The 24493-nt window shown below is 60.3% G+C and carries 23 protein-coding genes; 12 read left to right on the top strand and 11 right to left on the bottom strand.

Features of this window, described 5'->3' with window-relative positions; genetic code table 11:
* The first annotated feature begins 15 nt into the window (after positions 1-15).
* The 6 genes from rnhA to nudC all read left to right on the top strand — a co-directional run bounded on the left by rnhA (position 16) and on the right by nudC (position 7202).
* On the top strand, positions 16-468 hold the full coding sequence (gene rnhA, locus WBK23_RS14125) for a ribonuclease HI (protein ID WP_339527156.1): 453 nt from the start codon (positions 16-18) through the stop codon (positions 466-468).
* Positions 461-1204 carry a DNA polymerase III subunit epsilon gene (gene dnaQ, locus WBK23_RS14120; protein WP_424484574.1) on the top strand — a complete coding sequence of 248 codons (744 nt, stop codon included), beginning with the start codon at positions 461-463 and terminating at the stop codon, positions 1202-1204. The genes rnhA and dnaQ overlap by 8 nt, the downstream gene beginning before the upstream one ends.
* Before the next feature lie 128 nt (positions 1205-1332).
* The gene (locus tag WBK23_RS14115; protein ID WP_424484573.1) at positions 1333-3591 is read left to right on the top strand and encodes an Orn/Lys/Arg decarboxylase N-terminal domain-containing protein; all 2259 of its coding nucleotides are present in this window, start codon (positions 1333-1335) and stop codon (positions 3589-3591) included.
* Between the two features lie 238 nt (positions 3592-3829).
* Entirely contained in the window at positions 3830-4642 is an 813-nt protein-coding gene (locus WBK23_RS14110; RefSeq protein ID WP_424484572.1) for a crotonase/enoyl-CoA hydratase family protein, read from the top strand.
* A 50-nt stretch (positions 4643-4692) separates the two neighbouring features.
* A complete protein-coding gene (locus WBK23_RS14105) occupies positions 4693-6372 on the top strand; it encodes a ferrous iron transporter B (RefSeq protein ID WP_424484571.1) in 1680 nt (559 codons plus the stop codon).
* A 2-nt stretch (positions 6373-6374) separates the two neighbouring features.
* Complete coding sequence (gene nudC / locus WBK23_RS14100) at positions 6375-7202, top strand: NAD(+) diphosphatase (protein WP_424484570.1); 828 nt, start codon at positions 6375-6377, stop codon at positions 7200-7202.
* On the opposite strand, the gene WBK23_RS14095 is transcribed toward nudC, so the two are convergent.
* On the bottom strand, positions 7170-7955 hold the full coding sequence (locus WBK23_RS14095) for a TSUP family transporter (RefSeq protein WP_424484569.1): 786 nt from the start codon (positions 7953-7955) through the stop codon (positions 7170-7172). The two genes, nudC and WBK23_RS14095, sit on opposite strands and share 33 nt — an antisense overlap.
* Before the next feature lie 101 nt (positions 7956-8056).
* On the opposite strand from WBK23_RS14095, the gene WBK23_RS14090 reads away from it, so the two are divergent.
* On the top strand, positions 8057-8704 hold the full coding sequence (locus WBK23_RS14090; protein ID WP_424484568.1) for a hypothetical protein: 648 nt from the start codon (positions 8057-8059) through the stop codon (positions 8702-8704).
* 54 nt (positions 8705-8758) lie between these two features.
* Here the strand turns inward: WBK23_RS14090 and WBK23_RS14085 are convergent, their stop codons facing one another.
* From WBK23_RS14085 to WBK23_RS14070, 4 genes are all read right to left on the bottom strand, one after another.
* On the bottom strand, positions 8759-9526 hold the full coding sequence (locus WBK23_RS14085; RefSeq protein ID WP_424484567.1) for an SDR family oxidoreductase: 768 nt from the start codon (positions 9524-9526) through the stop codon (positions 8759-8761).
* Positions 9527-9566: 40 nt separating this feature from the next.
* On the bottom strand, positions 9567-10634 hold the full coding sequence (locus WBK23_RS14080; RefSeq protein WP_424484566.1) for a phosphotransferase family protein: 1068 nt from the start codon (positions 10632-10634) through the stop codon (positions 9567-9569).
* Positions 10635-10842: 208 nt separating this feature from the next.
* On the bottom strand, positions 10843-11154 hold the full coding sequence (locus WBK23_RS14075) for an SCP2 sterol-binding domain-containing protein (protein WP_424484565.1): 312 nt from the start codon (positions 11152-11154) through the stop codon (positions 10843-10845).
* Between the two features lie 60 nt (positions 11155-11214).
* A complete protein-coding gene (locus tag WBK23_RS14070; protein WP_424484564.1) occupies positions 11215-11925 on the bottom strand; it encodes a histidine phosphatase family protein in 711 nt (236 codons plus the stop codon).
* A gap of 210 nt (positions 11926-12135) precedes the next feature.
* On the opposite strand from WBK23_RS14070, the gene sohB reads away from it, so the two are divergent.
* Positions 12136-13155, top strand: a complete 1020-nt coding sequence (gene sohB, locus WBK23_RS14065; RefSeq protein ID WP_424484563.1) for a protease SohB — start codon at positions 12136-12138, stop codon at positions 13153-13155.
* Between the two features lie 19 nt (positions 13156-13174).
* The gene (locus tag WBK23_RS14060; RefSeq protein WP_424484562.1) at positions 13175-14164 is read left to right on the top strand and encodes a YhdH/YhfP family quinone oxidoreductase; all 990 of its coding nucleotides are present in this window, start codon (positions 13175-13177) and stop codon (positions 14162-14164) included.
* A gap of 60 nt (positions 14165-14224) precedes the next feature.
* On the opposite strand, the gene WBK23_RS14055 is transcribed toward WBK23_RS14060, so the two are convergent.
* The 4 genes from WBK23_RS14055 to WBK23_RS14040 all read right to left on the bottom strand — a co-directional run bounded on the left by WBK23_RS14055 (position 14225) and on the right by WBK23_RS14040 (position 19060).
* The gene (locus WBK23_RS14055) at positions 14225-14722 is read right to left on the bottom strand and encodes a DUF934 domain-containing protein (protein WP_424484561.1); all 498 of its coding nucleotides are present in this window, start codon (positions 14720-14722) and stop codon (positions 14225-14227) included.
* Positions 14706-16364, bottom strand: a complete 1659-nt coding sequence (locus WBK23_RS14050; RefSeq protein WP_424484560.1) for a nitrite/sulfite reductase — start codon at positions 16362-16364, stop codon at positions 14706-14708. Before WBK23_RS14050 ends, WBK23_RS14055 begins: the two co-directional genes overlap by 17 nt.
* 436 nt (positions 16365-16800) lie before the next feature.
* Positions 16801-17418 (bottom strand): hypothetical protein, encoded by a 618-nt coding sequence (locus tag WBK23_RS14045; protein WP_424484559.1) that lies wholly within the window; start codon positions 17416-17418, stop codon positions 16801-16803.
* Between the two features lie 7 nt (positions 17419-17425).
* Positions 17426-19060: a methyl-accepting chemotaxis protein gene (locus tag WBK23_RS14040; RefSeq protein ID WP_424484558.1), complete on the bottom strand. Its 1635-nt coding sequence runs from the start codon at positions 19058-19060 to the stop codon at positions 17426-17428.
* A 326-nt stretch (positions 19061-19386) separates the two neighbouring features.
* Here WBK23_RS14040 and WBK23_RS14035 point away from each other — a divergent pair, with 326 nt between their 5' ends.
* A complete protein-coding gene (locus tag WBK23_RS14035) occupies positions 19387-20217 on the top strand; it encodes an undecaprenyl-diphosphate phosphatase (RefSeq protein WP_424484557.1) in 831 nt (276 codons plus the stop codon).
* 85 nt (positions 20218-20302) lie between these two features.
* The gene (locus tag WBK23_RS14030) at positions 20303-21271 is read left to right on the top strand and encodes an alpha/beta fold hydrolase (RefSeq protein ID WP_424484556.1); all 969 of its coding nucleotides are present in this window, start codon (positions 20303-20305) and stop codon (positions 21269-21271) included.
* 27 nt (positions 21272-21298) lie between these two features.
* Here the strand turns inward: WBK23_RS14030 and WBK23_RS14025 are convergent, their stop codons facing one another.
* Positions 21299-22198 carry a LysR substrate-binding domain-containing protein gene (locus tag WBK23_RS14025; RefSeq protein ID WP_424484555.1) on the bottom strand — a complete coding sequence of 300 codons (900 nt, stop codon included), beginning with the start codon at positions 22196-22198 and terminating at the stop codon, positions 21299-21301.
* Between the two features lie 123 nt (positions 22199-22321).
* Here WBK23_RS14025 and WBK23_RS14020 point away from each other — a divergent pair, with 123 nt between their 5' ends.
* Positions 22322-22930 (top strand): FMN-dependent NADH-azoreductase, encoded by a 609-nt coding sequence (locus tag WBK23_RS14020; protein ID WP_424484554.1) that lies wholly within the window; start codon positions 22322-22324, stop codon positions 22928-22930.
* A 66-nt stretch (positions 22931-22996) separates the two neighbouring features.
* On the opposite strand, the gene WBK23_RS14015 is transcribed toward WBK23_RS14020, so the two are convergent.
* Positions 22997-24493 (bottom strand): ABC-F family ATPase (locus WBK23_RS14015; protein ID WP_424484553.1); only part of this gene is annotated, 1497 nt, incomplete at its 5' end.

The raw sequence follows: 24493 nt of genomic DNA, 5'->3' as shown, positions 1-24493 counted from the left end.
AGAGATTGCAGATACATGAGTGAACAGGTCGAGATCTACACCGATGGTGCCTGCAAGGGCAACCCTGGCGTCGGTGGCTGGGGCGCGTTGTTGATTTGCAAGGGTGTAGAGAAGGAACTGTGGGGCGGTGAGCCCAATACCACCAATAACCGTATGGAGCTGATGGCGGCGATCTGTGCCTTGATCGCGCTGACCCGGCCCTGTTCGGTGCGCCTGATTACCGACTCGCAGTATGTGATGAAGGGCATCCAGGAGTGGATGCCGAACTGGAAGAAGCGTGGTTGGAAAACCGCCGCCAAAGAACCGGTGAAGAACGCCGATCTATGGCAGGCGCTGGACGAGCAGGTCAATCGCCATGAAGTGACGTGGCAGTGGGTGCGCGGTCATACCGGTCACCCAGGCAACGAGCGTGCTGACCAGTTGGCCAATCGCGGTGTGGATGAAATAAGAGGGTTAAAGCATGCGTAGCGTCGTACTCGACACTGAAACCACCGGTATGCCGGTGGCCGATGGCCACCGGATCATCGAAATCGGCTGTGTCGAACTGATTGGCCGGCGCCTGACCGGGCGGCATTTCCATGTCTACCTGCAGCCGGATCGCGAGATCGACGAAGGCGCTATCGCGGTGCACGGCATCACCAATGATGCGCTGAAGGATAAGCCGCGCTTCAAGGAAGTTGCCGACGAGTTCTTCGAATTCATCAAGGGCGCGCAGCTGATCATCCACAACGCGGCGTTCGACGTTGGCTTTATCAACAACGAATTCGCCCTGATCAAGCAGGACGAGCGCGCCGACATCAGTGAGCACTGCTCGATCCTCGACACCCTGATGATGGCCCGTGAGCGCCACCCGGGGCAGCGCAACAACCTCGATGCGCTGTGCAAACGCTATGGCGTCGACAACTCCGGTCGTGACCTGCACGGCGCCTTGCTCGATGCTGAGATTCTTGCCGACGTCTACCTGACCATGACCGGCGGGCAGACCAATCTGTCCCTGGCCGGCGATGGCTCGGAAGGCGATAGCAATGGGCGCCAGCAACCCAGTGCGATCCGCCGCCTGCCCGCCGAGCGCGCCCGCACCCAGGTGATTCACGCCAGCGCTGCAGAACTGGCCGAGCATGCTGCGCGCCTGGCGATTATCGAAAAATCCGCTGGTGCGCCACCGCTCTGGGTGCAAATGGAGCAGCCCAAGATCGAAGCTTGATCACGTCGCGAGTTATCCACTCGCGACCTTTTCGTACAGCGTCACGCAGAGGGGGTTCCGCCTGACGGAGCCAGCCTCTACCCTGAGGTGATAGGCAGGCTCAGCCTGTCACTCCCAGGGACGCCACAATGTATAAAGACCTCAAGTTCCCCGTCCTGATCGTGCACCGTGACATCAAGGCCGATACCGTGGCCGGTGACCGGGTACGCGCCATCGCCCAAGAACTGGAGCAGGACGGTTTCAGTATTCTTTCCACCGCCAGCTCCGCCGAGGGGCGCATCGTTGCCTCCACCCACCACGGCCTGGCCTGCATCCTGGTGGCCGCCGAAGGTGCGGGGGAGAACAAGAACCTGCTGCAGGACATGGTCGAGCTGATCCGCATCGCTCGCCGCCGTGCACCACAACTGCCGATTTTTGCCCTTGGCGAGCAGGTGACCATCGAGAATGCGCCGGCCGAGGCCATGGTCGATCTCAATCAGTTGCGCGGCATCCTTTATCTATTTGAAGACACCGTGCCGTTCCTCGCCCGCCAGGTGGCGCGCGCCGCGCGTAATTATCTGGATTGCCTGCTGCCGCCATTCTTCAAGGCGCTGGTGCAGCACACCGCGCAGTCCAACTATTCCTGGCACACGCCTGGCCATGGCGGCGGCGTGGCTTATCGCAAGAGCCCGGTGGGGCAGGCGTTTCACCAGTTCTTCGGTGAGAACACCCTGCGCTCCGACCTGTCGGTGTCGGTGCCGGAGCTGGGTTCGCTGCTCGATCACACTGGCCCTCTGGCCGAGGCCGAGGCCCGCGCTGCGCGTAACTTCGGTGCGGACCACACCTATTTCGTGATCAATGGCACCTCGACGGCCAACAAGATTGTCTGGCACAGCATGGTCGGCCGTGACGATCTGGTGCTGGTCGATCGCAACTGCCACAAGTCGATCCTGCATTCGATCATCATGACTGGCGCGATCCCGCTGTACCTGTGCCCAGAGCGCAACGAACTGGGCATCATCGGGCCGATTCCGCTGAGCGAATTCAGCCGTGAGTCGATCCAGGCGAAGATTGATGCCAGCCCACTGGCGCGCGGCCGTGTGCCAAGCAGCAGCGGGGCGATGGTCAAACTGGTGGTAGTGACCAACTCCACCTATGACGGCCTCTGCTACAACGCCGAACTAATCAAGCAAACCCTGGGCAATAGTGTCGAAGTGCTGCATTTCGACGAAGCCTGGTACGCCTATGCGGCATTTCATGAGTTTTATGCCGGGCGTTATGGCATGGGCACGGCGCGCACCGAGGGTGCGCCACTGGTGTTTACCACCCACTCGACGCATAAGCTGCTGGCTGCGTTCAGCCAGGCCTCGATGATCCATGTGCAGGATGGCGGTGTGCGTCAGCTTGACCGCGATCGTTTCAACGAAGCCTTTATGATGCACATCTCCACCTCGCCGCAGTACGGCATCATCGCTTCGCTGGATGTGGCCTCGGCGATGATGGAAGGGCCGGCGGGTCGCTCGCTGATTCAGGAAACCTTCGATGAGGCCCTTAGCTTCCGCCGCGCCCTGGCTAACCTGCGGCAGAACCTCAGTAGCGACGACTGGTGGTTCAGCATTTGGCAGCCGCCACAGGCAGAGGGCACCGATGATGTGGTGACCCAGGATTGGTTGCTGCAACCGCAAGCCGACTGGCACGGCTTTGGCGATGTTGCCGAAGACTACGTGCTGCTCGATCCGATCAAGGTGACCTTGGTCACGCCAGGGTTGACCGCTGATGGCAAGCTGGACGCCCGCGGTATTCCGGCGGCAGTGGTCAGCAAGTTCCTCTGGGAGCGCGGCCTGGTGGTGGAGAAAACCGGTCTGTATTCCTTCCTGGTGCTGTTCTCCATGGGCATTACCAAGGGCAAGTGGAGCACGCTGCTGACTGAATTGCTGGAGTTCAAGCGCAGCTACGACGCCAACTTGCCACTGAGTGATGTGCTGCCCTCGATTGCCCAGGCCGGCAAGCTGTTCTACCAAGGCATGGGCCTGCGTGACCTGTGCGATGCCTTGCATGCCTGCTACCGCGAAAACGCCACGGCCAAGGCACTCAAACGCATGTACACAGTGCTGCCGGAGGTGGCGATCAAGCCGGCCGATGCCTACAACCAGCTGGTGCGTGGCGAAGTCGAGGCGGTACCGATCGAGCAGCTGGAAGGCCGGATTGCGGCAGTGATGCTGGTGCCGTATCCGCCAGGTATTCCGTTGATCATGCCAGGCGAGCGCTTTACCGCGCAGACCCGCTCGATCATCGATTATCTGGAATTTGCCCGCACCTTCGACCGCAGCTTCCCTGGCTTCGATGCCGATGTGCATGGCTTGCAGCGCGAGGAAGGGCTATATACCGTCGATTGCATCAAGGCATGATGCTCACTTGGCCCGCAGTTTTTGTCGGCGGGCCAGGTGAGAAGCACCGGAATCGGCTGTGATCCCCAGTAGATCAAGCGCTTATCACCGATAGGTAAAAGTTGAGCTTAACTTTAATGACGTGTTCTGCGTCACAGTGGCCAGCATCGACTTTTATCTGTTGATTGTTATAGTTGCTCGATTTTTAGCATAAGAACAATTCCATCGTGCGCTTGCGCCCCAGCTGAGGATGACTGCCGTGTCCGACTACAAAGCCTTTAATGTCGTGTTGGCAGATAAGGTCGCCCATGTGGTGATCAATCGCCCGGAGAAGATCAACGCCATGAGCGCGGACTTCTGGAGTGAAATCATCGAGATCTTCCGCTGGATCGACGTCACCGACGAGGTGCGCGCGGTGGTGATTTCCGGGGCCGGCAAGCACTTCTCTTCGGGTATCGACCTGATGATGCTGGCGCAACTGGGTAGCCAGATGGGCCCTGATGTTGGCCGTAATGCGGAAAAACTGCGGCGCAAGATTCTTGAACTGCAAGCCTCCTTCAACGCCGTGGACAACTGCCGCAAGCCGGTGTTGGCAGCCATTCAAGGCTACTGCCTGGGTGGTGCCATCGATCTGGTGTCAGCCTGCGATATGCGTTATTCGACGGTCGATGCGCAGTTCTCGATCAAGGAAATCGATATCGGCATGGCGGCCGATGTCGGCACCCTGCAGCGTCTGCCACGCATCATTGGTGACGGCATGATGCGCGAACTGGCCTTTACTGGGCGCACCATTGGCGGTGAAGAAGCGCGCAGCATTGGCCTGGTCAACCGCACTTATGCCGACGTCGATGCCTTGCTCGATGGCGTTATGGGTATTGCCCGTGAGATCGCCAGCAAGTCGCCAGTGGCCATTCGTGGCACCAAGGAAATGATTCGCTATATGCGTGATCACCGGGTCGATGACGGCTTGGAATACATTGCTACCTGGAATGCCGCGATGCTGCAATCGGTAGACCTGCGCGTGGCCATGGCGGCCCATATGAGCAAGCAAAAACCGGAGTTCGCTGACTGATGCCGTCCTTCCAGCTGTTTTCATTACTTACGCGGGAGGCGCAATAGCTCATGGTTTCTGGAGCCACGTCGCTTAATTTGGTGCGTGACGAGCTGTTCACCACCATGGAAGAGGCCGAGTCGAGCCTTGAGCAGTTTATTGCCGACCGCCACAACGGCAGCCTGCTGCAACAGGCCGTGGAAAACCTGCATCAGGTTCGCGGCACACTGAACCTGATCGAGCTGGCCGGTGCCGAGTTGCTGGCGCAGGAAGTTCTCGATCAAGCTACCGACATTCCCGCGGGTGCCGGCGAAGAGCGCGATGTGCAGCTTTCCGCCCTGAGCAATGCCTTGCACGTGCTGCGCCGCTACCTGGAAAACGTCGAGGCGCATCGTCAGGAAATGCCCGAGCTGCTGCTGCCGGCGATCAACGACCTGCGTCAGGCCGGTGGCCAGCCGGCATTGCCGGAAAGCTTCTTCTTCAGCGTACGCCTCGATCATGCGCGCCCGCGCACTGCGCCAGCCTCGGTTGACGGGGCTGCTCGCGAGAGTGAGGGGCGGCGCTTGCGCCATATGTATCAGGTCGGGCTGCTTGGGTTTATTCGCGAACAGAATCCCCAGGCCAGTCTCAAATTGATGGGGCGGGCGCTGACGCGTCTGGACAGCTTGTATGCCAACGAGCCGCGCGGCCGCCTGTGTTGGGTTGCGGCGGCCTCGGTCGAGGCCCAGGTGGACGGCCAGCTGTTGTCGCGCAAATCGCGCAAGCAGCTGTTCTCACGGATCGACCGTGAACTCAAGCTGATGCTGGCCAACGGTCAGTACGAAGCGCCGCGCAATCTGCTTAAAGAGTTGTTGTATCTGGTGGCGCTGGCCAACAGCCGTGGCCCTCTGGCGAGCGCTCTGGGTGAAGTGTTTGCACTGACGCCGCTGCCGTTTACCGACCATCTGTTGGAAGAGGAATACCAGCGTCTGGCCGGCCCAGGTCAGGCGGTGATGCGTTCGCTCAGTTCGGCGATCCGTGAGGAGCTGACCAGCGTCAAGGACATGCTTGACCTGATTGAACGCGGCACGCTGCAAAGCGAAAGCCTGAACAACCTGCATGCCTTGCTCGGCAAACTGAGCAAGACCCTTGGCATGGTCGGTCTGAGTTCTGCCGGCAACTCACTGAGCGCCCAGCTGCAAACCGTTGCCGGTTGGAGCGAGGAGAGTGCGCCGCAGCCGCAGGAACTGCACAAACTGGCCGATGCGGTGCTGTATGTCGAAGGCATGGTCGCCAGTCTGGAGCGTGGCGAGCGGCGCGATGCGCGTTCGGCGCAAACCCAGTCCGGCACCGAGGCCGAGTCGTTCGCCCTGCATCAACTGAATGAGGCGCGAATTGTCGTGGTCGATGAGGCCCAGGCCGGCCTGGCCCTGGCCAAGCGCGCAATTACTGCTTACCTGGAGTCGGGTGGCGAGCGGATGCACCTGTCGAATGTGCCGTTCAGCCTGCAAGCTGTGCGCGGTGGCCTCTGGTTCCTCGGTCAGGAGCGCGCGGCGCTGTTGGTCGGAGCTTGCGCCGATTACATCCAGAAGCATATGTTCGATGCGCAGCAGATGCCGTCCGAGCAGATGCTGGAAACCCTCGCCGATGCCCTGAGCAGCCTTGAGTATTATCTGGAATCTGGCGCGGTGATGCGTCCGGAAACCCAGCCGAGCGTGCTCGATCTCGCCGCGGAAAGCGTGCGGGCTCTGGGTATGCCTTTGGGCGTTTGACGATGCAGCGCTGGCAGCCGGCCCACCTCGACAGCCAGCAACCCGGTGGCTGGGTACTAGCACACTGCAAGCAGCACTTTCTGGCCGACACTAATGGTGTGCTGTTTCCCCGGGAATGGCTAAAGAAGCAGGATCTGCCGATTATCGCCGAGCATGGTCTGGGCCATTTCAATGGCGATGCCATCTACCTGCTTGAGCTGAGCCAGCCGTTCGAGATGCCGGGCTGCGCCTGGCAGAGCCTGCGCCAGTTTATGCTGCAGGGCGATGCCGATACCTTCAAGCTGCTCAGCTACGCCACCCAGATCGGCACCTGGGCCAGTCAGCACCGCTTCTGCGGCAGCTGTGGCGGGGCGATGCAGCATATCCCTGGTGAGCGGGCCATGCATTGTCCGCGCTGCGAGCTGCAGCATTACCCACGGCTCTCACCGAGCATGATCGTACTGGTGACCCGTGGCGATGAGATCCTGCTGGCGCGCTCGCCGCGCTTTGTCGCCGGGGTTTACAGCACCCTGGCGGGCTTCGTCGAGGCGGGCGAGTCGGTCGAGCAGTGCGTGGCCCGCGAGGTGCGCGAAGAGGTCGGGGTCGAGGTCACTAACCTGCAGTACCTGGGCAGCCAGGGCTGGCCATTTCCGCATTCACTGATGCTCGGTTTTCACGCCGAGTACGCCGGAGGCGAGATCGTGATGCAGGCCGATGAAATCGAAGATGCGCAGTGGTTCAGCGTGCACGACCTGCCGCCACTGCCGGCTTCACGTTCGATCGCCCGCTATCTGATTGATGTCTACGTGGCGCGTCGTTTAGGCCAGCCCGAACCAGTGTTGCCAGGCTAGGCGAGCCGTCAGGGCCAGCACCACTAGAATGAACACTGGGCGGATAAACTTTGAGCCGCCCTTGATCGCGGTACGTGCACCGAGAAACGCCCCGATCATCAGGGCCAAACCCATGCAGATGCCCAGTAGCCACGCCACTTGCCCGCTGATGACAAATACGCTGAGCGCACAGGCGTTGCTGACGAAGTTCATGCTGCGCGCCACGCCACTGGCGCGCACCAGATCGAGCGGGTAGAGCAGCAGGCTGCTGACCGTCCAGAAGGCTCCGGTACCGGGGCCGGCTACCCCATCATAGAAGCCCAGCCCCAGGCTTTGCGGCCATTGCCGGCCTTGCGCGATGGGCGCATCGGCAACTGGCGGAGTCGTGGGCGTCTTGCCAAACAGCAGATACAGGCCGCAGGCGAATACCACCACTGGCAGCATCTGATTCAGCCAGGCCGACGGCAGCCAGTGCGCCAGCGCTGCCCCCAGTAGCGCGCCCACCGCAGTACCGATCAGGGCGTTGCGCCATTGCCTGGGGTCGAACAGTTTGCGCCGGTAGAAGGTGTAGCTGGCGGTGGCCGAGCCGAAGCTGGCGCAGAGCTTATTGGTGCCCATGGCCAGGTGCGGTGGCAACCCGGCAGTCAGCAGGGCGGGAATGGTCAGCAGGCCGCCACCGCCGGCAATCGCGTCGATAAAACCGGCAATAAAGGCCACCAGAGCGAGAATCGCTAGGGTCGATAGATCAACGCTGAGTTCAAAGGGTAAAGCCATCAAAAACACGCCCTGTGTCTAATTGTGCGGTTCTCTTGCTGTTCGCCAGACCGCTAGCTGCGCATAATGCCGGCAATTTCAAGCATAAGGAATGCAGGGCGATGCAATACGGCGGACTGGCGTGGGCAACGGCATTGCTGGCAGTGCTGGCGGCTTTTGTTGCGGCTCGAATCCTGTTCAATCGGCAGTGGTTTCTCGGCTGGTTGCGGGGCACCTGTGGCCTGGCCTTTCTGGCGCTGGCCGCGCTGATTGGCGTGCTGGCCTATGACCTGCGCAGCTATGCGCCTATTCCCGAAGGTAAGCCGCTGGCCACGCTGAGCTTCAAGGCTGACGGCCCGCTGTATCGGGTCAGTGTGCTGGAAGGCGGTCAGGAGCGCAGCCTGACCATGGAAGGCGATCTCTGGCAGCTAGATGCGCGCTTCCTGCAATGGAAGGGCCTGGCCGCCTTGATCGGCTTGCAGCCAGGTTATCGTCTGGAGAAGTTGTCCGGCCGTTTCCTCGCCATCGAGCAACAGACCCTGGCTCAACACACCCGCGTCGAACTGGCGCGCAGCCCCTACGGTATCGATCTGTGGCGCTGGCTGCGGCTGGGTCAGCACGACCTGTTCCTGTTCGATCCGCAGGCGCGCCGGGTCACCTATTTGCCGCTTGCCGATGAGGCAGTCTACAGCATCAGCCTGACGCCGGCCGGCTTGTTGGCCGAGCCGATGAACCAGGCCGCCAAGCAGGCGCTGAAAGACTGGCAGTAAGCTTGTAGACAATAAAAAAGGGACCCTCGGGTCCCTTTTTTATTAGGGGCTACCTCAGGAGAGGAAGCCGCCGTCCACGTTCAGCGCCACACCGGTGGTGTAGCTGGAGGCATCGCTGGCCAGGTACAGCACGGTGCCGGCCATTTCGCTCGGGGCAGCTACGCGCTTGAGCGGGATACGCTGCAGAGCGAGGTTGAGGATGGCGTCGTTCTTCACCAGCGCAGAGGCGAACTTGGTATCGGTCAGGCCTGGCAGCAGGGCGTTGCAGCGGATGCCGAACTGCGCGCATTCCTTGGCGAAGACCTTGGTCATGCTGATCACGGCGGCCTTGGTCACCGAGTAGATGCCCTGGAACTCGCCTGGCGAGACGCCGTTGATCGAGGCGACGTTGATGATGCTGCCACCACCGCCTGCCTTCATCAGCTTGCCGCCTTCGATGGACATAAAGTAGTAGCCGCGGATGTTCACATCGACGGTCTTCTGGAATGCACCCAGGTCGGTGTCCAGCACGTTGCAGAACTGCGGGTTGGTGGCGGCGTTGTTGACCAGGATGTCGAGGCGGCCGAACTGCTCCTTGATCTGCGCGAAGACATTGCTGATTTGCTCCATCTCGCCGATATGGCAGGCAATCGCAGTGGCCTTGCCGCCGTCGGTGATGATCGCGTCGGCGACTTTCTGGCAGTCGTCGATCTTGCGGCTCGAAACGATCACGTGAGCGCCTTGCTGGGCCAGCAGTTTGGCAATGGCTTCACCGATGCCGCGGCTGGCACCGGAGACGAAAGCGATCTTGCTGTCGAGGTCGAACAGTTGGGTCTTGGACATGGGCTTTTCCTTTCCTAATTTAAGAGGCCTGTTCGGCCGGTTACAGCTGCGATTTATTGATGACCTGCAGGCTCATCTGCTCCAGCAACTTGTTCATCTGAATGAACTGCGCGAAGCGTTTGTCCTGGGTCTGGCCATGGAAGTAGCGGTAGTAGATTTGCTGCACGATGCCGGCCAGGCGGAACAGGCCGTAGGTGTAGTAGAAATCGATGCTCTTGATTTCGATGCCTGAGCGTTCGGCGTAGTAGTCGGCGAACTGCTGGCGAGTCAACATGCCGGGGGCGTTGCTCGGCTGGCGGCGCATCATCTGGATCGGGGCCGAATCGCCGGCTTCGATCCAGTAGGCGAGGGTGTTGCCCAGGTCCATCAGTGGGTCGCCGATGGTGGTCAGCTCCCAGTCCAGTACGCCGATGATCTGGCTCGGGTTCTGCGGATTGAGGATCACGTTGTCGAAGCGGTAGTCGTTGTGCACGATACCGGGCTTATGGTGGTCGGCGGGCATCTTGTCCTTGAGCCAGGCTTTAACCGGCTCCCACAGCGGCGCGTCGGGGGTCAGGGCCTTGTCGTAGCGATCGCTCCAGCCACCGATCTGCCGTTGCACATAACCTTCGGGCTTGCCCAGGTCGCCCAGGCCGCAGGCCTGATAGTCGACGTTGTGCAGCTCGACCATCTTGTCGATAAAGCTTTTGCACAGCTCGCGGGTCTGCTCGGCGCTGAAGTTCAGTTCAGCCGGCATGTCCGAGCGCAGGATGATGCCGTTGACCCGTTCCATCACATAGAACTCGGCACCGATCACCGACTCGTCGGTGCAGTGCACGTAGGCTTTCGGGCAGTAGGGGAAGCCGGCGTTGAGCTGGTTGAGGATGCGGTATTCGCGGCCCATGTCGTGGGCCGATTTGGCTTTGTGGCCGAATGGCGGGCGGCGCAGAACGAATTCCTTATCAGGGTATTCGAGCAGATAGGTCAGGTTCGAGGCACCGCCGGGGAACTGGCTGATACGTGGCTCGCCGGTCAGACCAGGGATATGCGCCTTGAGGTACTGGTCGATGATCGCGGCGTCGAGTTCTTCGCCTTCGCGGATACGGGTGGACTGGTCAGTAAGCGCCATGTTTATCCCTTCTGCTTATGATGGGTGCCTAAGATAATTAGCTAATCTAATGCTGCTGGGGCCGCCTCACAAGGATTACGCGCCGTTATAGGCGGGCGTGTTGCTACCCAATCAAGCTGCCTGATTGGCTGTTCTGGTGCGTATTGAGGACGAAAAAAAACCGGAGTCGAGGACTCCGGTTTGTTTTGTAGCGCAGTAGCCTTGTCGCTTAAACCGGGAACAATTCACCCAGTTTCATGGCCAGCATCATGTCGCCTTCGGCGCGCAGCTTGCCGGACATAAAGGCTTGCATACCGTCGGTTTCGCCGCTGGTGATGCCTTTCAGGGTGTCGGTGTCCATGATCAGGGTCACGTTGGCGTTGGCGTTGTCGCCTTTCTCAACGGCGCAGGTGCCGTCCTTGACGATCAGGGCGTAGTTTTCGCCGTCTTCGATGTTGAACTGGAACACCAGGTCCAGGCCGGCAGCGGCTGCTGCGTTGAATTTGGACTGCATGGTATTGACGATGTCTGCAACGCTCATGGTTTCTTCCTTTTTCTCAGGTTTTTTCTAGCGCCCGTGATGGGTGCAGTGGGCCGCAGCTCAGCGATAAGTGATGAGCTCCGGCGCCTTCAACAGCTGTAAATGCACATGGCTGTTGAAGGAGGCCAGGCTCACTTGGCTGCCGCGAAACTTCAGGCAGCTTAGTGAGGTGTTAACAATTTGCCAGTTCAGCTCGAAAGCCTGCGCCGGCGCAATACCGGTAATCAGGTGCAGCAGGGCGGTAATAGTGCCGCCAGAGGTGAATACGGCAATGTTCTGTTTGCTTTCGGCCTGTTCCAGCAGGCGGTTGAGGCCGCCCTGCACCTGCTCGACGAAGCCTTGCCAGCTTTGCAGCTCCGGCATGTCATGCTCGCCGGAAATCCAGCGGCCAATCAGCTTGGCGAACAGACGCTGAAATTCAGCACGATTACTCGCGCCGTTACGCAGGATATGCAGGGCTTCAGGTTCTTCGCCAAGCATGCCCGGCAGCAGGCTGCGGATCACCGCGTCGGCATCGAACTCATTAAAGGCAGAATCAATTTCCAGTGGCGGTATGGCAATGCCGGCCTCACACAGCTGTTGCAAGGCGCTGTTCGCCGTGTGTTGCTGGCGCCGCAGATCACCACTGACGCTGCGATCAATGCGCGTGCCGAGTTGCGCGAGGTGCACGCCCAGCACTTCGGCCTGGCGAATGCCGATGGGCGATAGCACATCGTAATCGTCTGCACCGAAGGAGGCTTGGCCATGTCGAATCAGGTAGATGCTGCCCACGTCCGCTCGATTCCGGTACGGTGAAAGTTTCGCGAGGGTATGAGGAAGCTCAGGAGCTGTCAACGTAAAAACATACGCTTGTTTGAATTGTATCGGCGCGCTGAATGTCTAGGTCTTGCTTGCTGGCCGCCAACCCATGGCCTCGGTATGCTTGGGCACTATTCAGTGCGGTCGATGAGCACGCGCTGCCATTGGGACGAGGGGGAATACGTGGAGTTTTTTGCAGAGTACATCGGCTTTCTGGCCAAGACAGTGACCCTGGTTGTGGCCATTCTGGTGGTGCTGGTGACGATTGCCGCACTGCGCAGCAAGGGCCGGCAGAGCACTGGCCAGCTGCAGGTGAACAAGCTCAACGACTTCTTCAAGCAGCTGCATCAGCGCATGGAACACGCGGTGCTCGACAAGGAGCAACTGAAAGCTGCGAGCAAAGCCGAAGCCAAGGTCGCCAAGCAAGAGAAGAAGGCCGGTATCCACAAGCCGCGGGTCTATGTGCTGGATTTCGATGGCGATATCAAGGCCTCGGCCACCGACAGCCTACGCCATGAGATCACTGCTGTACTGAGCATGGCGACGCCGCAGGATGAAGTGGTGCTGCGCCTGGAAAGCGGCGGCGGCATGGTCCACAGCTATGGTCTGGCGTCCTCGCAGCTGGCACGTATCCGCCAGGCGGGTGTACCGCTGACCGTCTGCATCGACAAGGTCGCGGCCAGCGGTGGTTACATGATGGCCTGCATTGGCGAGAAGATTATCTCCGCGCCTTTTGCCATCCTCGGCTCGATTGGCGTGGTGGCTCAGCTGCCTAACGTGCACCGCCTGTTGAAGAAGCATGACATCGACTTCGAAGTGCTCACCGCCGGTGAGTACAAGCGCACCCTGACCGTATTCGGCGAGAACACCGAGAAGGGCCGGGAGAAGTTCCAGGAAGACCTGGAAACCACCCATGAGTTGTTCAAGGGCTTTGTCGCCCGCTATCGGCCGCAGCTGGATATCGATCAGATTGCCACCGGTGAAGTCTGGCTGGGCCTGACGGCGCTGGAGAAGCAGCTGGTTGATGAACTGAAGACCAGTGACGAATACCTGGCAGAACGCGCGAAGAGCGCCGAGCTGTTTCATTTGCACTATACCGAGAAGAAAACCCTGCAGGAGCGCGTTGGGCTGGCGGGCAGCGTGGCGCTGGATCGTTTCGTGCTGAACTGGCTGAGTCGTTTGAATCAGCAGCGCTTCTGGTAACCGTTTAAAGGGAGTCGATATGAGCAAGTTCAATGCATTGCAGGCCCGTGAGAGCGCAGCGGGCGGTTTTGAACAGGTGATTGTGCAGCGTGAGATCGATGACTTGCCGGCCGGCGAGCTGCTGATTCGGGTCAAGTATTCCTCGCTAAACTACAAGGATGCCTTGTCGGCCAGTGGCAACCGCGGCGTAACCAGGAGCTTTCCGCACACCCCCGGCATCGATGCCGCCGGTGTGGTGGAAGCCTCCAGCGTGGCCGAATTCAGCGCTGGCGATGAGGTGATTGTCACCGGCTATGACCTGGGCATGAACACCTCGGGCGGCTTTGCCCAGTACATTCGTATTCCCGCCAGCTGGGCCCTGAAGCGACCCAAGGGTTTGTCGCTGCGCGATTCGATGGTGCTCGGTACGGCCGGGCTGACGGCCGCGTTGTGTGTCGACAAGCTGGAACGTGCCGGGGTGATGCCCGATGCCGGCCCGATTGTGGTGACAGGCTCGACCGGTGGCGTCGGCAGCATTGCCGTGGTGGTGCTGAGCAGTCTGGGTTACAGCGTGACGGCGGCAACTGGCAAGGAGTCGCAGGCGGAATTCCTCAAAAGCTTGGGCGCCGATGCGGTGGTGCTGCGCAGCCAATTGCAGGAAGGCACGCAGCGGCCACTGTTGAAAGAGCAGTGGGGCGGCGCGGTGGATACGGTCGGCGGCGAGATTCTGTTCAACGTGCTCAAGTCGCTGCGCTACGGTGCCAGCGCGGCCTGTTGCGGCCTGACTGCCGGGGTCGACTTCAATGCCAATGTGCTGCCGTTTATCCTGCGCGGAGTGAACCTGCTGGGTGTCGACTCGGTCGAGCTGCCGCTCGTGGTCAAGGCGTCGATGTGGGACAAGCTGTCGCTGCAGTGGAAGGTCAATCTGGACGCGTTGGTCAGCGAGGTGACGCTGCCGCAACTGCCCAAGGCTATCGAGCAGATTCTGGCCGGTCAGCAGGTCGGGCGAGTGTTGGTCAAACTCGACTGATGGCTTCTGTGTAAATAAAAAGCCCCGCATTTGCGGGGCTTTTTATTTACTGAGTATTACTTAGGCGCGGCGGCGGAACAGCGGTTGCGGCTGGTCGGCAGACGCCTGATAGACCTCGGCGAACTCCTCGAAGGCTTTCAGAGCATCCAGCGGATCTTTGTCTTCACGCAGGGCGAAGGCGTCGAAGCCCACGCGCAGATAGGAGAACAGCTGGTCGCGCAGTACATCGCCAATCGCGCGTACTTCGCCGGTGTAGCCGTAGCGGGTGCGCAGCAGGTAGGCGGTCGAGCAATGACGGCCATCGGTGAAGGCTGGGAAATTCAGCGCGATCACCTGGAAGTTATCCAGTTGATCGGCGATTTCTTCGATTTCCTCACCGGCATCCAGCCATACACCCAGGCCGCCATCACGGGCCTTGAGGGCGGTGGCATGCTCGACCCACAGCGCCAACGGCACGATCAGGTCGTCGCAGTTGGAAATGCCGTCCAGCGTGGCGTCCTTGGGCAGCAGGTGCCAGGTCTCGTCGAGCAACTGGCCGTTTTTAATGATTCGCTGCATATACGCGCTCCTTGAACGGGTCGACGCCGACGCGGCGGAAGGTGTCGAGGAAGCTTTCTTCATCGGTACGCTGCTCGACATAGACCTTGATGATCTTGTCGATCACGTCAGCCATGTCGGCTTCGGCAAAGGACGGGCCGAGGATCTGCGCCAGGCTGGCGTCGCGGCCGGCGCTGCCGCCGAGCGACACCTGGTAGAACTCCTGACCTTTCTTGTCCACCCCGAGAATGCCGATATGGCCAACGTGGTGGTGGCCGCAGGCGTTCATGCAACCGGAGATGTTCAGGTCGATATTGCCGATGTCGAACAGGTAATCCAGGTCATCGAAGCGACGCTGGATGGCTTCGGCAATCGGGATCGACTTGGCGTTGGCCAGCGAGCAGAAGTCGCCGCCGGGGCAGCAGATGATATCGGTCAGCAGGCCTACGTTCGGCGTGGCGAAACCGTTCTCACGCAGCTCGCCCCACAGGGTGAACAGCTGCGCCTGCTCGACGTCGGCGAGGATGATGTTCTGGTTATGGCTGTTACGCACTTCGCCAAAGCTATAGCGGTCGGCCAGGTCGGCGATCACATCCAGCTGCTTGTCGGTGACATCGCCTGGCGCCACGCCGGTCGGTTTGAGCGACAGGGTGACGGCGACATAACCGGGCTTCTTGTGGGCGAAGGTGTTGCGCTGACGCCAGCGGGCGAAACCCGGGTGCTCGGCATCCAGCGCAGCAAGTGCGGCGTCCTGGTCGTCGAGGGCCTGGTAGCTTGGGTCGATAAAGTGGGCAGCAACGCGCGCCACTTCGGCTTCGGTCAGGGTGGTTGGGCCGTCTTTCAGATGGGCCCACTCGGCATTCACGCGCTCGGCGAACACCGCAGGGGTCAGCGCCTTGACCAGAATCTTGATCCGCGCCTTGTACTTGTTATCACGACGGCCATAGCGGTTGTACACACGCAGGATGGCGTCGAGGTAACTGATCAGGTGCTGCCACGGCAGGAATTCGTTGATAAAGCTGCCGACGATCGGGGTACGGCCCAGGCCGCCACCGACGGATACACGGAAGCCCAGCTCACCCGCGTCGTTCTGTACCGCTTCCAGGCCGATATCGTGCACTTCAATCGCGGCACGGTCGCTGACTGCGCCGTTGACGGCAATCTTGAACTTGCGCGGCAGGTGGGTGAACTCGGGGTGGAAGGTCGACCACTGACGGATGATTTCGCACCACGGACGCGGGTCGATGATTTCATCCTTGGCCACACCTGCGAACTGGTCGGTGGTGGTGTTGCGGATGCAGTTGCCGCTGGTCTGGATTGCGTGCATCTGCACGGTGGCCAGCTCGGCGAGGATATCGGGCACATCTTCCAGCTCCGGCCAATTGAACTGGACGTTCTGGCGGGTGCTGATGTGCGCGTAACCCTTGTCGTAGTCGCGGGCAATCTTGGCCATCATGCGCACTTGGGCGGACGACATCAGACCGTACGGCACGGCCACGCGCAGCATTGGCGCGAAGCGCTGGATATACAGGCCATTCTGCAGGCGCAGCGGGCGGAATTCTTCACCGCTCAGCTCGCCAGCCAGGTAACGGCGGGTTTGATCGCGATACTGCTTGACGCGGTCTTCGACGATTTGTTGATCGTACTGGTCGTATACGTACATGGAGTGTCTGTCCTGTTATCAGGCTTTTTACAGCTAATCAGCGCGCACGGCCGCGCACCCCTGGCGGAGCCGGGGGAAGATACCAGTTCAGGGTTATGCGCAAAAGTGATGTTTGAGTATATGGAAAGAACTTAAAGCGATAAGACCGCAGCCAAACATAGCTGCGCCGCTTGAGTAAGCGCGCTGGCTGGTCTTAACTGCAGAAGCGATTCGCCCATAAACAGAACAAGAGGGGTAGTCCATGACCGAGCATTCCGAACCCGATAACCGCGACAGCGCAGTAGATGCCAAGGCGATATTCGCCCTGATTGTGATCTTCGTCGCCACCGCGGTGTTCTGGGTCAGCCAGCAATAGCGGGCGCGCCCACAGCCATTTTCACTCGATAAACAAAAAAGCGGGTCCCCGATAACGAGGGCCCGCTTTTTTATTGGCAGTCTAGTGGCAGCTGAGGCTATCTGCCTGGCGATAGAGCATGAGCAGCTTGCGCGTAATGGTTTGCTGGATATCGTCGCGCTCAAAGGTCGACAGCCGGGTCAGGCGGCTGACCTGCAAGCGATGCAGGTGGATGTAGGGCATTTTTTGATCGAATTCGCGCAAGTCACCTTTCATCAAGATCGGCAGGAAGATATCGCCAGCCTTTTTCTGGTTGCTGATGATCTGCGCCAGGGCCGGTTTAAATGCCATGGTCTTGGGCGCAGGGCCGCCTTCCGTGAACATGGTGGTCAGCAGCAGGCCCGGTTTGTTCAGCACCACGCCAGGCAGCACGCAGAGCCCGGTCTTGCGCACGGCATGCGACTCGATGCCATGCAGGGTGTCGTGGAAGGCATAGGGGTTGGGCAGTACCACCATCTTGCGGCCCATGTCGCTGGGAAAATGCAGGTCATAGTTGGTGTACAGCTGGCGTGTCGATTCCGAATACACGCACAGGCGGTTCTCGAACAGCTTGATAAAGCGTTCCGCCAACTCGCGCCGGGCAATGCTGTCCAGGTCCCAGATCAGGTCCTGGTTCTGCGGTTTGCTGAGGTCGACTTCCTGATGTTCCATGCTGCTCATTTAGCTCTCATACCCTGAACTGCCCAAGCAGCCGATTTAGCTGTTCGGCCAGTTGGCCTAGATGCTGTCCGGCATCGCTGGATTGCTGCGCGGCCATGGCATTGTTATGGGCCAGGCTGGCCGCCTGGGTGACGTTCTGATTGATGTCTTCGACCACATGCGATTGTTGCAGCGTAGCGCTGGCGATGGAAGCATTCAAACCGGTCAGGTTGCGCAAGCCGCTGGCAATCTGCGCCAGGCTCTCGCCGGCCTGGCTGGCCTGTTCGATGGTGAGCTCTGAGGCTTTGCTGCTTTCATTGATGACCTTGACCGCAGCCTCCGAGTTGCCTTGCAGGCGCTCGATCATCACCTGGATTTCCGCCGTGGATTTTTGCGTGCGTTGCGCCAGCAGGCGTACTTCATCGGCGACCACGGCAAAGCCGCGGCCCTGCTCGCCGGCGCGCGCGGCCTCGATGGCGGCGTTAAGCGCCAGCAAGTTGGTCTGTTCGGCAATCGAGCGTATCACCTCCAATACGCTGCCGATCTGCGTGCTTTCCTGGGCCAGGGCCTGAATCACCTCGACGGCTTGGTTGATGGTGCTGGACAGCTCGTTGATCTGGCGCAGGCTGGCCTCGATGTTCTGCTGGCCTTGCAGGGCTTGCTCTTCGGCCGCGTGCACTTCGGTTGAGGCATGCTCGGCGTTCTTCGCCACATCCTGCACGCCGTAAGTCACCTCGTTGATGGCCGTGGCCACCAGCTCCATCTGTTGCGACTGCTGTTCGCTGTGCTGCTGCGCCTGGCCGGCCACCTCACCGAGGTTGCGCGCGGCATCGTCGAGCTGGCCGGCGGAGTCGAGCGATTGTTTGATCACCAGACGCAGCTTGTCGGTAAAGGCATTGAAGTGGCGGGAGAGGGCGGACAGTTCATCACGGCCATGGGTATCCAGGTTGCGCGTCAGGTCGCCATCGCCGCTGGCGATATTGGCCATGGCGCTGACGGCCTGCTGCAGCGGCTGGGTGATGCTGCGCACGATCAACACCACCAGAATGGCCACCAGCACGGCAATCGCCAAACCGATCAGCACCGCATGGGTGGCCTGGGTCTGGAACTCGGCCTGTACATCATCAACATACACGCCGGAACCGATGATCCAGCCCCAAGGCTGGAACAGTTCGACATATGAAACCTTGGGCACTGGCTCGCTGGCACCCGGCTTGGGCCAGCGGTAGTTGACCTGGCCAGCACCTTTGTCCTTGGTGACCTGCACCATGTCATTGAACAGTGCCTTGCCGTCGGGGTCCTTGAAGCCTGAGAGGTTCTGCCCGTCGAGCTTGGGGTTGGTTGGGTGCATGACCATCACAGGCGTCTGGTCATTGATCCAGAAGTACTCCTGGCCGTCATAGCGCAAGCCCTTGATCACGGCCATCGCCTGCTTCTGTGCGTCTTCACGGCTCAGCCCGCCTGCGGTTTCCAGGCTGTGGAAGTGCTTGAGAATACCGGCGGCGCTCTGCACCACATGCTCGGTCTTCTCGCTCTTGGCGGCATACAGGTCGGCATGAATCTGTTGCAGCAGCAGGGCACCCTGGATGATCAGCATGACGATGGCGACCACCAGGATCAGCCACAGGCGACGGTTGATGGGCAGGCTGCGAAGGCTGTTCATGGCATTGCTCTCCCTTTTTATTTTAGGCGTTGGGTCGCCTCTTATAGGCCAACAGCGCGCGTTCACTACGTTAGACCTTAGGCTAGTTGATGAAATAACGGCGTATTGCTGTGCCCACTCACTGCGAACGTCTGAGCGCTGCGGTTGCGGTTTGTCGCGCGAGGCCCTCGCGTTCTCTGCTAGGATTTGCCCGCTTATGGGTTAAGCAAATGATTTGCCTGCTGTTTCTACGCCATACGGGTTGCTGTCATGGCGCTGCTGGCAGGCAGCGATTTTACCGGCAGTGCCGTTGCAGGTGCGTGTGAAGCACCGTTTGAGGAGTGGGGATGGATCTTTGGGTGGCCGTTCAGGCGCTGATACTGGGCATTGTTGAAGGCATTACCGAGTTTTTGCCGATCTCCAGCACCGGGCATCAGATTATCGTGGCCGACCTGATCGGCTTCGGCGGTGAACGGGCGATGGCCTTCAATATCATCATCCAGCTTGGGGCGATTCTCGCGGTGGTCTGGGAGTACCGACGCAAGATCCTCGATGTGGTCATCGGCCTGCCGAAAGAGCGCCAGGCGCAGCACTTCACCCGCAATCTATTGATCGCCTTCTTTCCCGCCGTGATTCTCGGGGTGGCGTTTGCCGACCTCATCCATCATTACCTGTTCAACCCGGTCACCGTGGCCATGGCCCTGGTGGTGGGTGGGGTGATCATGCTCTGGGCCGAACGCCGCGCGCATGTAGTACATGCCGAGACGGTCGATGACATGAGCTGGAAAGATGCCCTGAAAATCGGCTGCGCGCAGTGCCTGGCGATGATTCCCGGCACCTCGCGCTCGGGGGCGACGATCATAGGCGGCCTGCTGTTTGGCTTGTCGCGCAAGGCGGCGACCGAGTTCTCCTTCTTCCTGGCGATGCCGACCATGGTCGGGGCGGCGGTGTACTCCGGCTACAAGTACCGCGAGCTGTTTCGCCCGGACGATCTGCCGGTGTTCGCCATTGGCTTTGTCACCTCGTTTGTCTTCGCCATGATCGCGGTGCGCGCGCTGCTCAAATTTATCGGCAACCACAGTTACGCAGCCTTTGCCTGGTACCGCATTGGCTTTGGCTTGCTGATACTGGCGACCTGGCAGTTGCAGTGGATCGACTGGAGCACGGCGCAGGGCTGATTGCTGGCGCTGTATTCGGCAGATCAATAAAGGCGCACCCATGGGTGCGCCTTTGTCATAGTGGCGTCTGCTAAAGGAGGCGCGCATGCACCCGCTTGAACATCAGTTACTCTCGGTCAACGGTATCCAACTCAGCCTGTACAGCGCCGGTCCCACCACGAGGCGACCGCTCTGGCTGCTGCACGGCTTTCCCGAGTGCTGGCATTCCTGGCGTCAGCAGATTGCGCCATTAGCTGCGGCGGGTTACCGGGTGCTGATCCCGGAAATGCGTGGTTATGGCCAGAGCAGCGCGCCGCGCGAGCCAGCGGCCTATGACCTGATCACCCTGTGCGGCGATATCCAGGCGGCTATGGACGTTCTTGGTCAGCATGAAGCCTGCGTTATCGGTCACGACTGGGGCGCGCCGGTTGCTTGGCATCTGGCGCTGCTCGAACCTGAGCGAGTGCAGGCGGTGGTTGGTATGGCCGTGCCGTTTGGCGGGCGACCCCGGCAGCCGGCTACTGAGCTGATGCGCCAGCTGTATGCCGAACGCTTTCATTACATCCTGCATTTCCAGCAGCCGGGCGTGGCCGAGGCGGAAATGGATGCCGACATCCCCCGCACCCTGCGCATGATGATGCACAACACCTCGGCGGCCGTGCCCAAGGACTTCTTCCTGCAGGAAAAACCTACCGGGGCCTGGCTGTTCGATGGCATGCAGGACCCCGGCGTGCTGCCCGAGTGGTGTGATGAAGATGCTTTTGCGCAGTACCTGAAAACCTTCGAAGGCCGTGGCTTTTACGGCGCGCTGAACTGGTACCGCAACTTCGAACGTAACTGGCAGCGCACCGAGGCCTTGGCCGACCGGCAGATCGAACAGCCGGCGTTGTTTCTGCTGGGTGATAAAGACCCGGTCGGCACCCTGGAGGCTTACACCCTCAAGCAGATGCCCAGACGTGTGACCCAGCTGGAGCAGCATGTGCTGCAGGATTGCGGGCACTGGATTCAGAACGAGCAGGCCGAACAGGTTAATCAGCTGCTGCTGGCCTTTCTCGCGCGGCATTTTCCCCGTTAAACCACGGGCGTAATGAGCGCCGCATGGCTATATCGGTTGATCCCAACGGCTAAAGGCATCACTCAGGTGTTCGATCCACGCCCGCACGGCTGGCAACATGCCGCGTCTGTGGGTGTACACCACCTGCAGATTGCCACCGGGCAGTGTCCAGTCAGGCAGCAGGCGGATCAGTCGGCCATCGGCCAGCTCCTCCTGACACAGGTGCTCGGGCAGCATGGTAAAGCCCAGGCCGCTCATGGCCGCGTGTTTGCGCACGTTGAAGTCCTCGATGGCCAGACGCGTCTCCAGCACGACTTCCTGCACGCGGCCGCCGTCATGCTGCAAGCGCAGGTGAATTCTACGATCCGCATCTAAAGCTCCCAGGGCCGGCAGCGCTGAGAGGTCGTCAGGTGTACTGATAGTGGCGTACTGCAGTAATTCGGGTGCAGCCACCATAAAGGCCTGCGCCGGGCGCAGACGGCGGGTGATCAACGTAGGGTCTTCATTCTCGGCGCTGCGCACACGCAAGGCGACGTCTACGCCTTCATTAAGCAGGTCGATGCGCCGATTGGTCTGAATCAGCTCCAGCTGCACCTTGGGGTAGGCCGCGAGAAAACTCACCACCAGCTCAGGCAGTAGGGCGATGCCGCCTGGCGCGCTGACCCGCAGGCGACCGCGTGGCTCGCTGGTTAGGCTGGCCACGGTTTCCTCGGCCTGTTCGGCCTCCAGCAGCATGGCCTGGCAATGGCGCAGGTAACGCTCGCCGATATCGGTCAGCGCCAGCTTGCGCGTGGTGCGTTGCAACAGGCGCGCGCCGAGGCGGTTCTCCAGCTCGACAATGCGCCGCGACAGGCGTGATTTGGGGATGCCGAGGATGCGTCCGGCTGCGGCGAAGCCGCCGGCTTCCACCACCTTGGCAAAGTAGAACAGGTCGTTGAGGTCATGCATGGTTTTATCGTCCTATCAGTGGGACGAGCTATCGCATTTACGCCGACTAATCGGCTATTGCTTTCATCGATAGTATCTCCAGCATCTTGATCGCCGTGGGGCGATCTCAATTTGGAGATTGTCATGAAACTACTGCACCTCGATTCCAGCATCCTCGGCGACTCGTCCACTTCCCGCCAACTCAGCCGCGCCGTGGTCGACGCTTGGTTGGCCGCCGAGCCTGAAGCACACGTGAGCTATCGCGACCTGGCCAGCGATGCGCTGAGCCATTTGTCCGCCGCCAGTCTGGTCGCCGGCGGTACCCCAGCCGAACTGCGCGATGCGGCGCAAAAGCATGAAGTCGAGCTGGCCGAAGGCACCCTCAATGAGTTTCTCGCCGCCGATGCCATCGTGATTGGCGCGCCGATGTACAACTTTACTGTGCCGACCCAGCTCAAGGCCTGGATCGACCGTGTGGCCGTCGCCGACAAGACCTTTGCCTACGATGAGAACGGCCCTAAAGGTCTGGCAGGCGGCAAGAAGGTGGTGATTGTTTCCACTGCGGGCGGTATTCACGCCGGCCAGCCAAGCGGCCAGGCCCATGAAGAGTATCTGCAGCTGGTGCTGCGTTTCCTCGGCATCACCGACATCGAGATCGTCCGCGCCGAAGGCCTGGCCTACGGTGAAGAGCCGCGCGCCAATGCCCTCATGGCGGCGCAGGCGAAGATCGCGGAGTTGTTCGTCACTGCGTGATAACACGCATAAACAAAAAGCCCGCTTAATAAGCGGGCTTTTTGTTGGTCGGCAGTAGCTGCCGGTTTAGACGATCACGCCCTGGCTGCGCAGGTAGTCGTCATAAGTGCCGCTGAAGTCGGTGATGCCGTTGGCCGACAGCTCGATGATGCGGGTGGCCAGGGAGCCGACGAACTCACGGTCATGACTGACAAAGATCAGCGTGCCCGGGTAGTTCTCCAGCGCCAGGTTCAGCGCTTCGATGGACTCCATGTCCAAGTGGTTGGTCGGTTCGTCCATGATCAGCACGTTCGGCTTTTGCAAAATCAGCTTGCCGAATAGCATGCGGCCTTGCTCACCACCGGAGATGACTTTTACCGACTTGAGGATATCGTCGTTGCTGAACAGCATGCGCCCCAGGGTGCCGCGGATCATTTGCTCGCCGGTGGTCCACTGGCCCATCCAGTCGAACAGGCTGACGTCGTCTTCGAAGTCGTGGGCGTGATCCTGGGCGTAGTAGCCGAGCTCGGCGCTGTCGGTCCATTTCACATGACCGGCATCCGGGGTCAGTTCGCCGACCAGGGTGCGCAGCAGGGTGGTTTTACCGATCCCGTTCGGGCCGATAATCGCGACGCGCTCGCCGGCTTCAACCTGGAAGCTGAAGTTCTTGAACAGCGCCTTGCCGTCAAAACCCTTGGCCATTTTGTCGATCATCACGGCCTGGCGGTGCAGCTTCTTGTTCTGTTCGAAACGAATAAACGGGCTGACGCGGCTGGATGGCTTGACCTCGGCCAGCTGGATCTTGTCGATCTGCTTGGCGCGCGACGATGCCTGCTTGGATTTCGAGGCGTTGGCCGAGAAGCGGCTAACAAAGCTTTGCAGCTCGTTGATCTGCGCTTTCTTCTTGGCGTTATCGGACAGCAACTGCTCGCGCGATTGGGTCGCAGCGGTCATGTACTCATCGTAGTTGCCCGGGAACAGGCGCAGCTCGCCGTAATCCAGGTCAGCCATGTGGGTGCAGACCGAGTTCAGGAAGTGACGGTCGTGAGAAATGATGATCATGGTGCTGTTGCGCTGGGTGAGGATGTTTTCCAGCCAGCGGATGGTGTTGATGTCCAGGTGGTTGGTCGGTTCGTCCAGCAGCAACACTTCCGGATCGGAGAACAGGGCCTGCGCCAGCAATACGCGCAGTTTCCAGCCCGGCGCGACTTCGCTCATCGGACCGAAATGCTGCTCCAGCGGAATACCCAGACCGAGCAGCAACTCACCGGCACGGGACTCGGCGGTGTAGCCGTCCATCTCAGCGAACTCACCTTCGAGCTCGCCGACCTTCATGCCGTCTTCTTCGCTCATTTCAGCCAGCGAGTAGATGCGGTCGCGCTCGGCTTTGACCTTCCACAGCTCTTCGTGGCCCATGATCACGGTGTCGATTACGCTGAATTCTTCGTAAGCGAACTGATCCTGGCGCAATTTACCCAGGCGTACGTTCGGCTCCAGCATCACCTGGCCACCGCTCGATTCCAGGTCGTCGCCAAGGATTTTCATAAAGGTCGACTTGCCGCAGCCGTTCGCCCCGATCAGGCC

The sequence above is a fragment of the Pseudomonas sp. genome (assembly GCF_049653025.1).
Lineage (GTDB): Bacteria > Pseudomonadota > Gammaproteobacteria > Pseudomonadales > Pseudomonadaceae > Aquipseudomonas.
Note: the sequence above shows the minus strand (reverse complement) of the source record. Positions and strands in the feature narration are given on the sequence as shown.

What these genes read in the sequence shown, in the direction of transcription:
- rnhA (WP_339527156.1), top strand. Translation starts at nt 16, where the DNA reads ATGAGTGAACAGGTCGAGATCTACACCGATGGTGCCTGCAAGGGCAAC.
- dnaQ (WP_424484574.1), top strand. Translation starts at nt 461, where the DNA reads ATGCGTAGCGTCGTACTCGACACTGAAACCACCGGTATGCCGGTGGCC.
- WBK23_RS14115 (WP_424484573.1), top strand. Translation starts at nt 1,333, where the DNA reads ATGTATAAAGACCTCAAGTTCCCCGTCCTGATCGTGCACCGTGACATC.
- WBK23_RS14105 (WP_424484571.1), top strand. Translation starts at nt 4,693, where the DNA reads ATGGTTTCTGGAGCCACGTCGCTTAATTTGGTGCGTGACGAGCTGTTC.
- nudC (WP_424484570.1), top strand. Translation starts at nt 6,375, where the DNA reads ATGCAGCGCTGGCAGCCGGCCCACCTCGACAGCCAGCAACCCGGTGGC.
- WBK23_RS14095 (WP_424484569.1), bottom strand. Translation starts at nt 7,955, where the DNA reads ATGGCTTTACCCTTTGAACTCAGCGTTGATCTATCGACCCTAGCGATT.
- WBK23_RS14090 (WP_424484568.1), top strand. Translation starts at nt 8,057, where the DNA reads ATGCAATACGGCGGACTGGCGTGGGCAACGGCATTGCTGGCAGTGCTG.
- WBK23_RS14085 (WP_424484567.1), bottom strand. Translation starts at nt 9,526, where the DNA reads ATGTCCAAGACCCAACTGTTCGACCTCGACAGCAAGATCGCTTTCGTC.
- WBK23_RS14080 (WP_424484566.1), bottom strand. Translation starts at nt 10,634, where the DNA reads ATGGCGCTTACTGACCAGTCCACCCGTATCCGCGAAGGCGAAGAACTC.
- WBK23_RS14075 (WP_424484565.1), bottom strand. Translation starts at nt 11,154, where the DNA reads ATGAGCGTTGCAGACATCGTCAATACCATGCAGTCCAAATTCAACGCA.
- WBK23_RS14060 (WP_424484562.1), top strand. Translation starts at nt 13,175, where the DNA reads ATGAGCAAGTTCAATGCATTGCAGGCCCGTGAGAGCGCAGCGGGCGGT.
- WBK23_RS14055 (WP_424484561.1), bottom strand. Translation starts at nt 14,722, where the DNA reads ATGCAGCGAATCATTAAAAACGGCCAGTTGCTCGACGAGACCTGGCAC.
- WBK23_RS14050 (WP_424484560.1), bottom strand. Translation starts at nt 16,364, where the DNA reads ATGTACGTATACGACCAGTACGATCAACAAATCGTCGAAGACCGCGTC.
- WBK23_RS14045 (WP_424484559.1), bottom strand. Translation starts at nt 17,418, where the DNA reads ATGAGCAGCATGGAACATCAGGAAGTCGACCTCAGCAAACCGCAGAAC.
- WBK23_RS14040 (WP_424484558.1), bottom strand. Translation starts at nt 19,060, where the DNA reads ATGAACAGCCTTCGCAGCCTGCCCATCAACCGTCGCCTGTGGCTGATC.
- WBK23_RS14035 (WP_424484557.1), top strand. Translation starts at nt 19,387, where the DNA reads ATGGATCTTTGGGTGGCCGTTCAGGCGCTGATACTGGGCATTGTTGAA.
- WBK23_RS14030 (WP_424484556.1), top strand. Translation starts at nt 20,303, where the DNA reads ATGCACCCGCTTGAACATCAGTTACTCTCGGTCAACGGTATCCAACTC.
- WBK23_RS14025 (WP_424484555.1), bottom strand. Translation starts at nt 22,198, where the DNA reads ATGCATGACCTCAACGACCTGTTCTACTTTGCCAAGGTGGTGGAAGCC.
- WBK23_RS14020 (WP_424484554.1), top strand. Translation starts at nt 22,322, where the DNA reads ATGAAACTACTGCACCTCGATTCCAGCATCCTCGGCGACTCGTCCACT.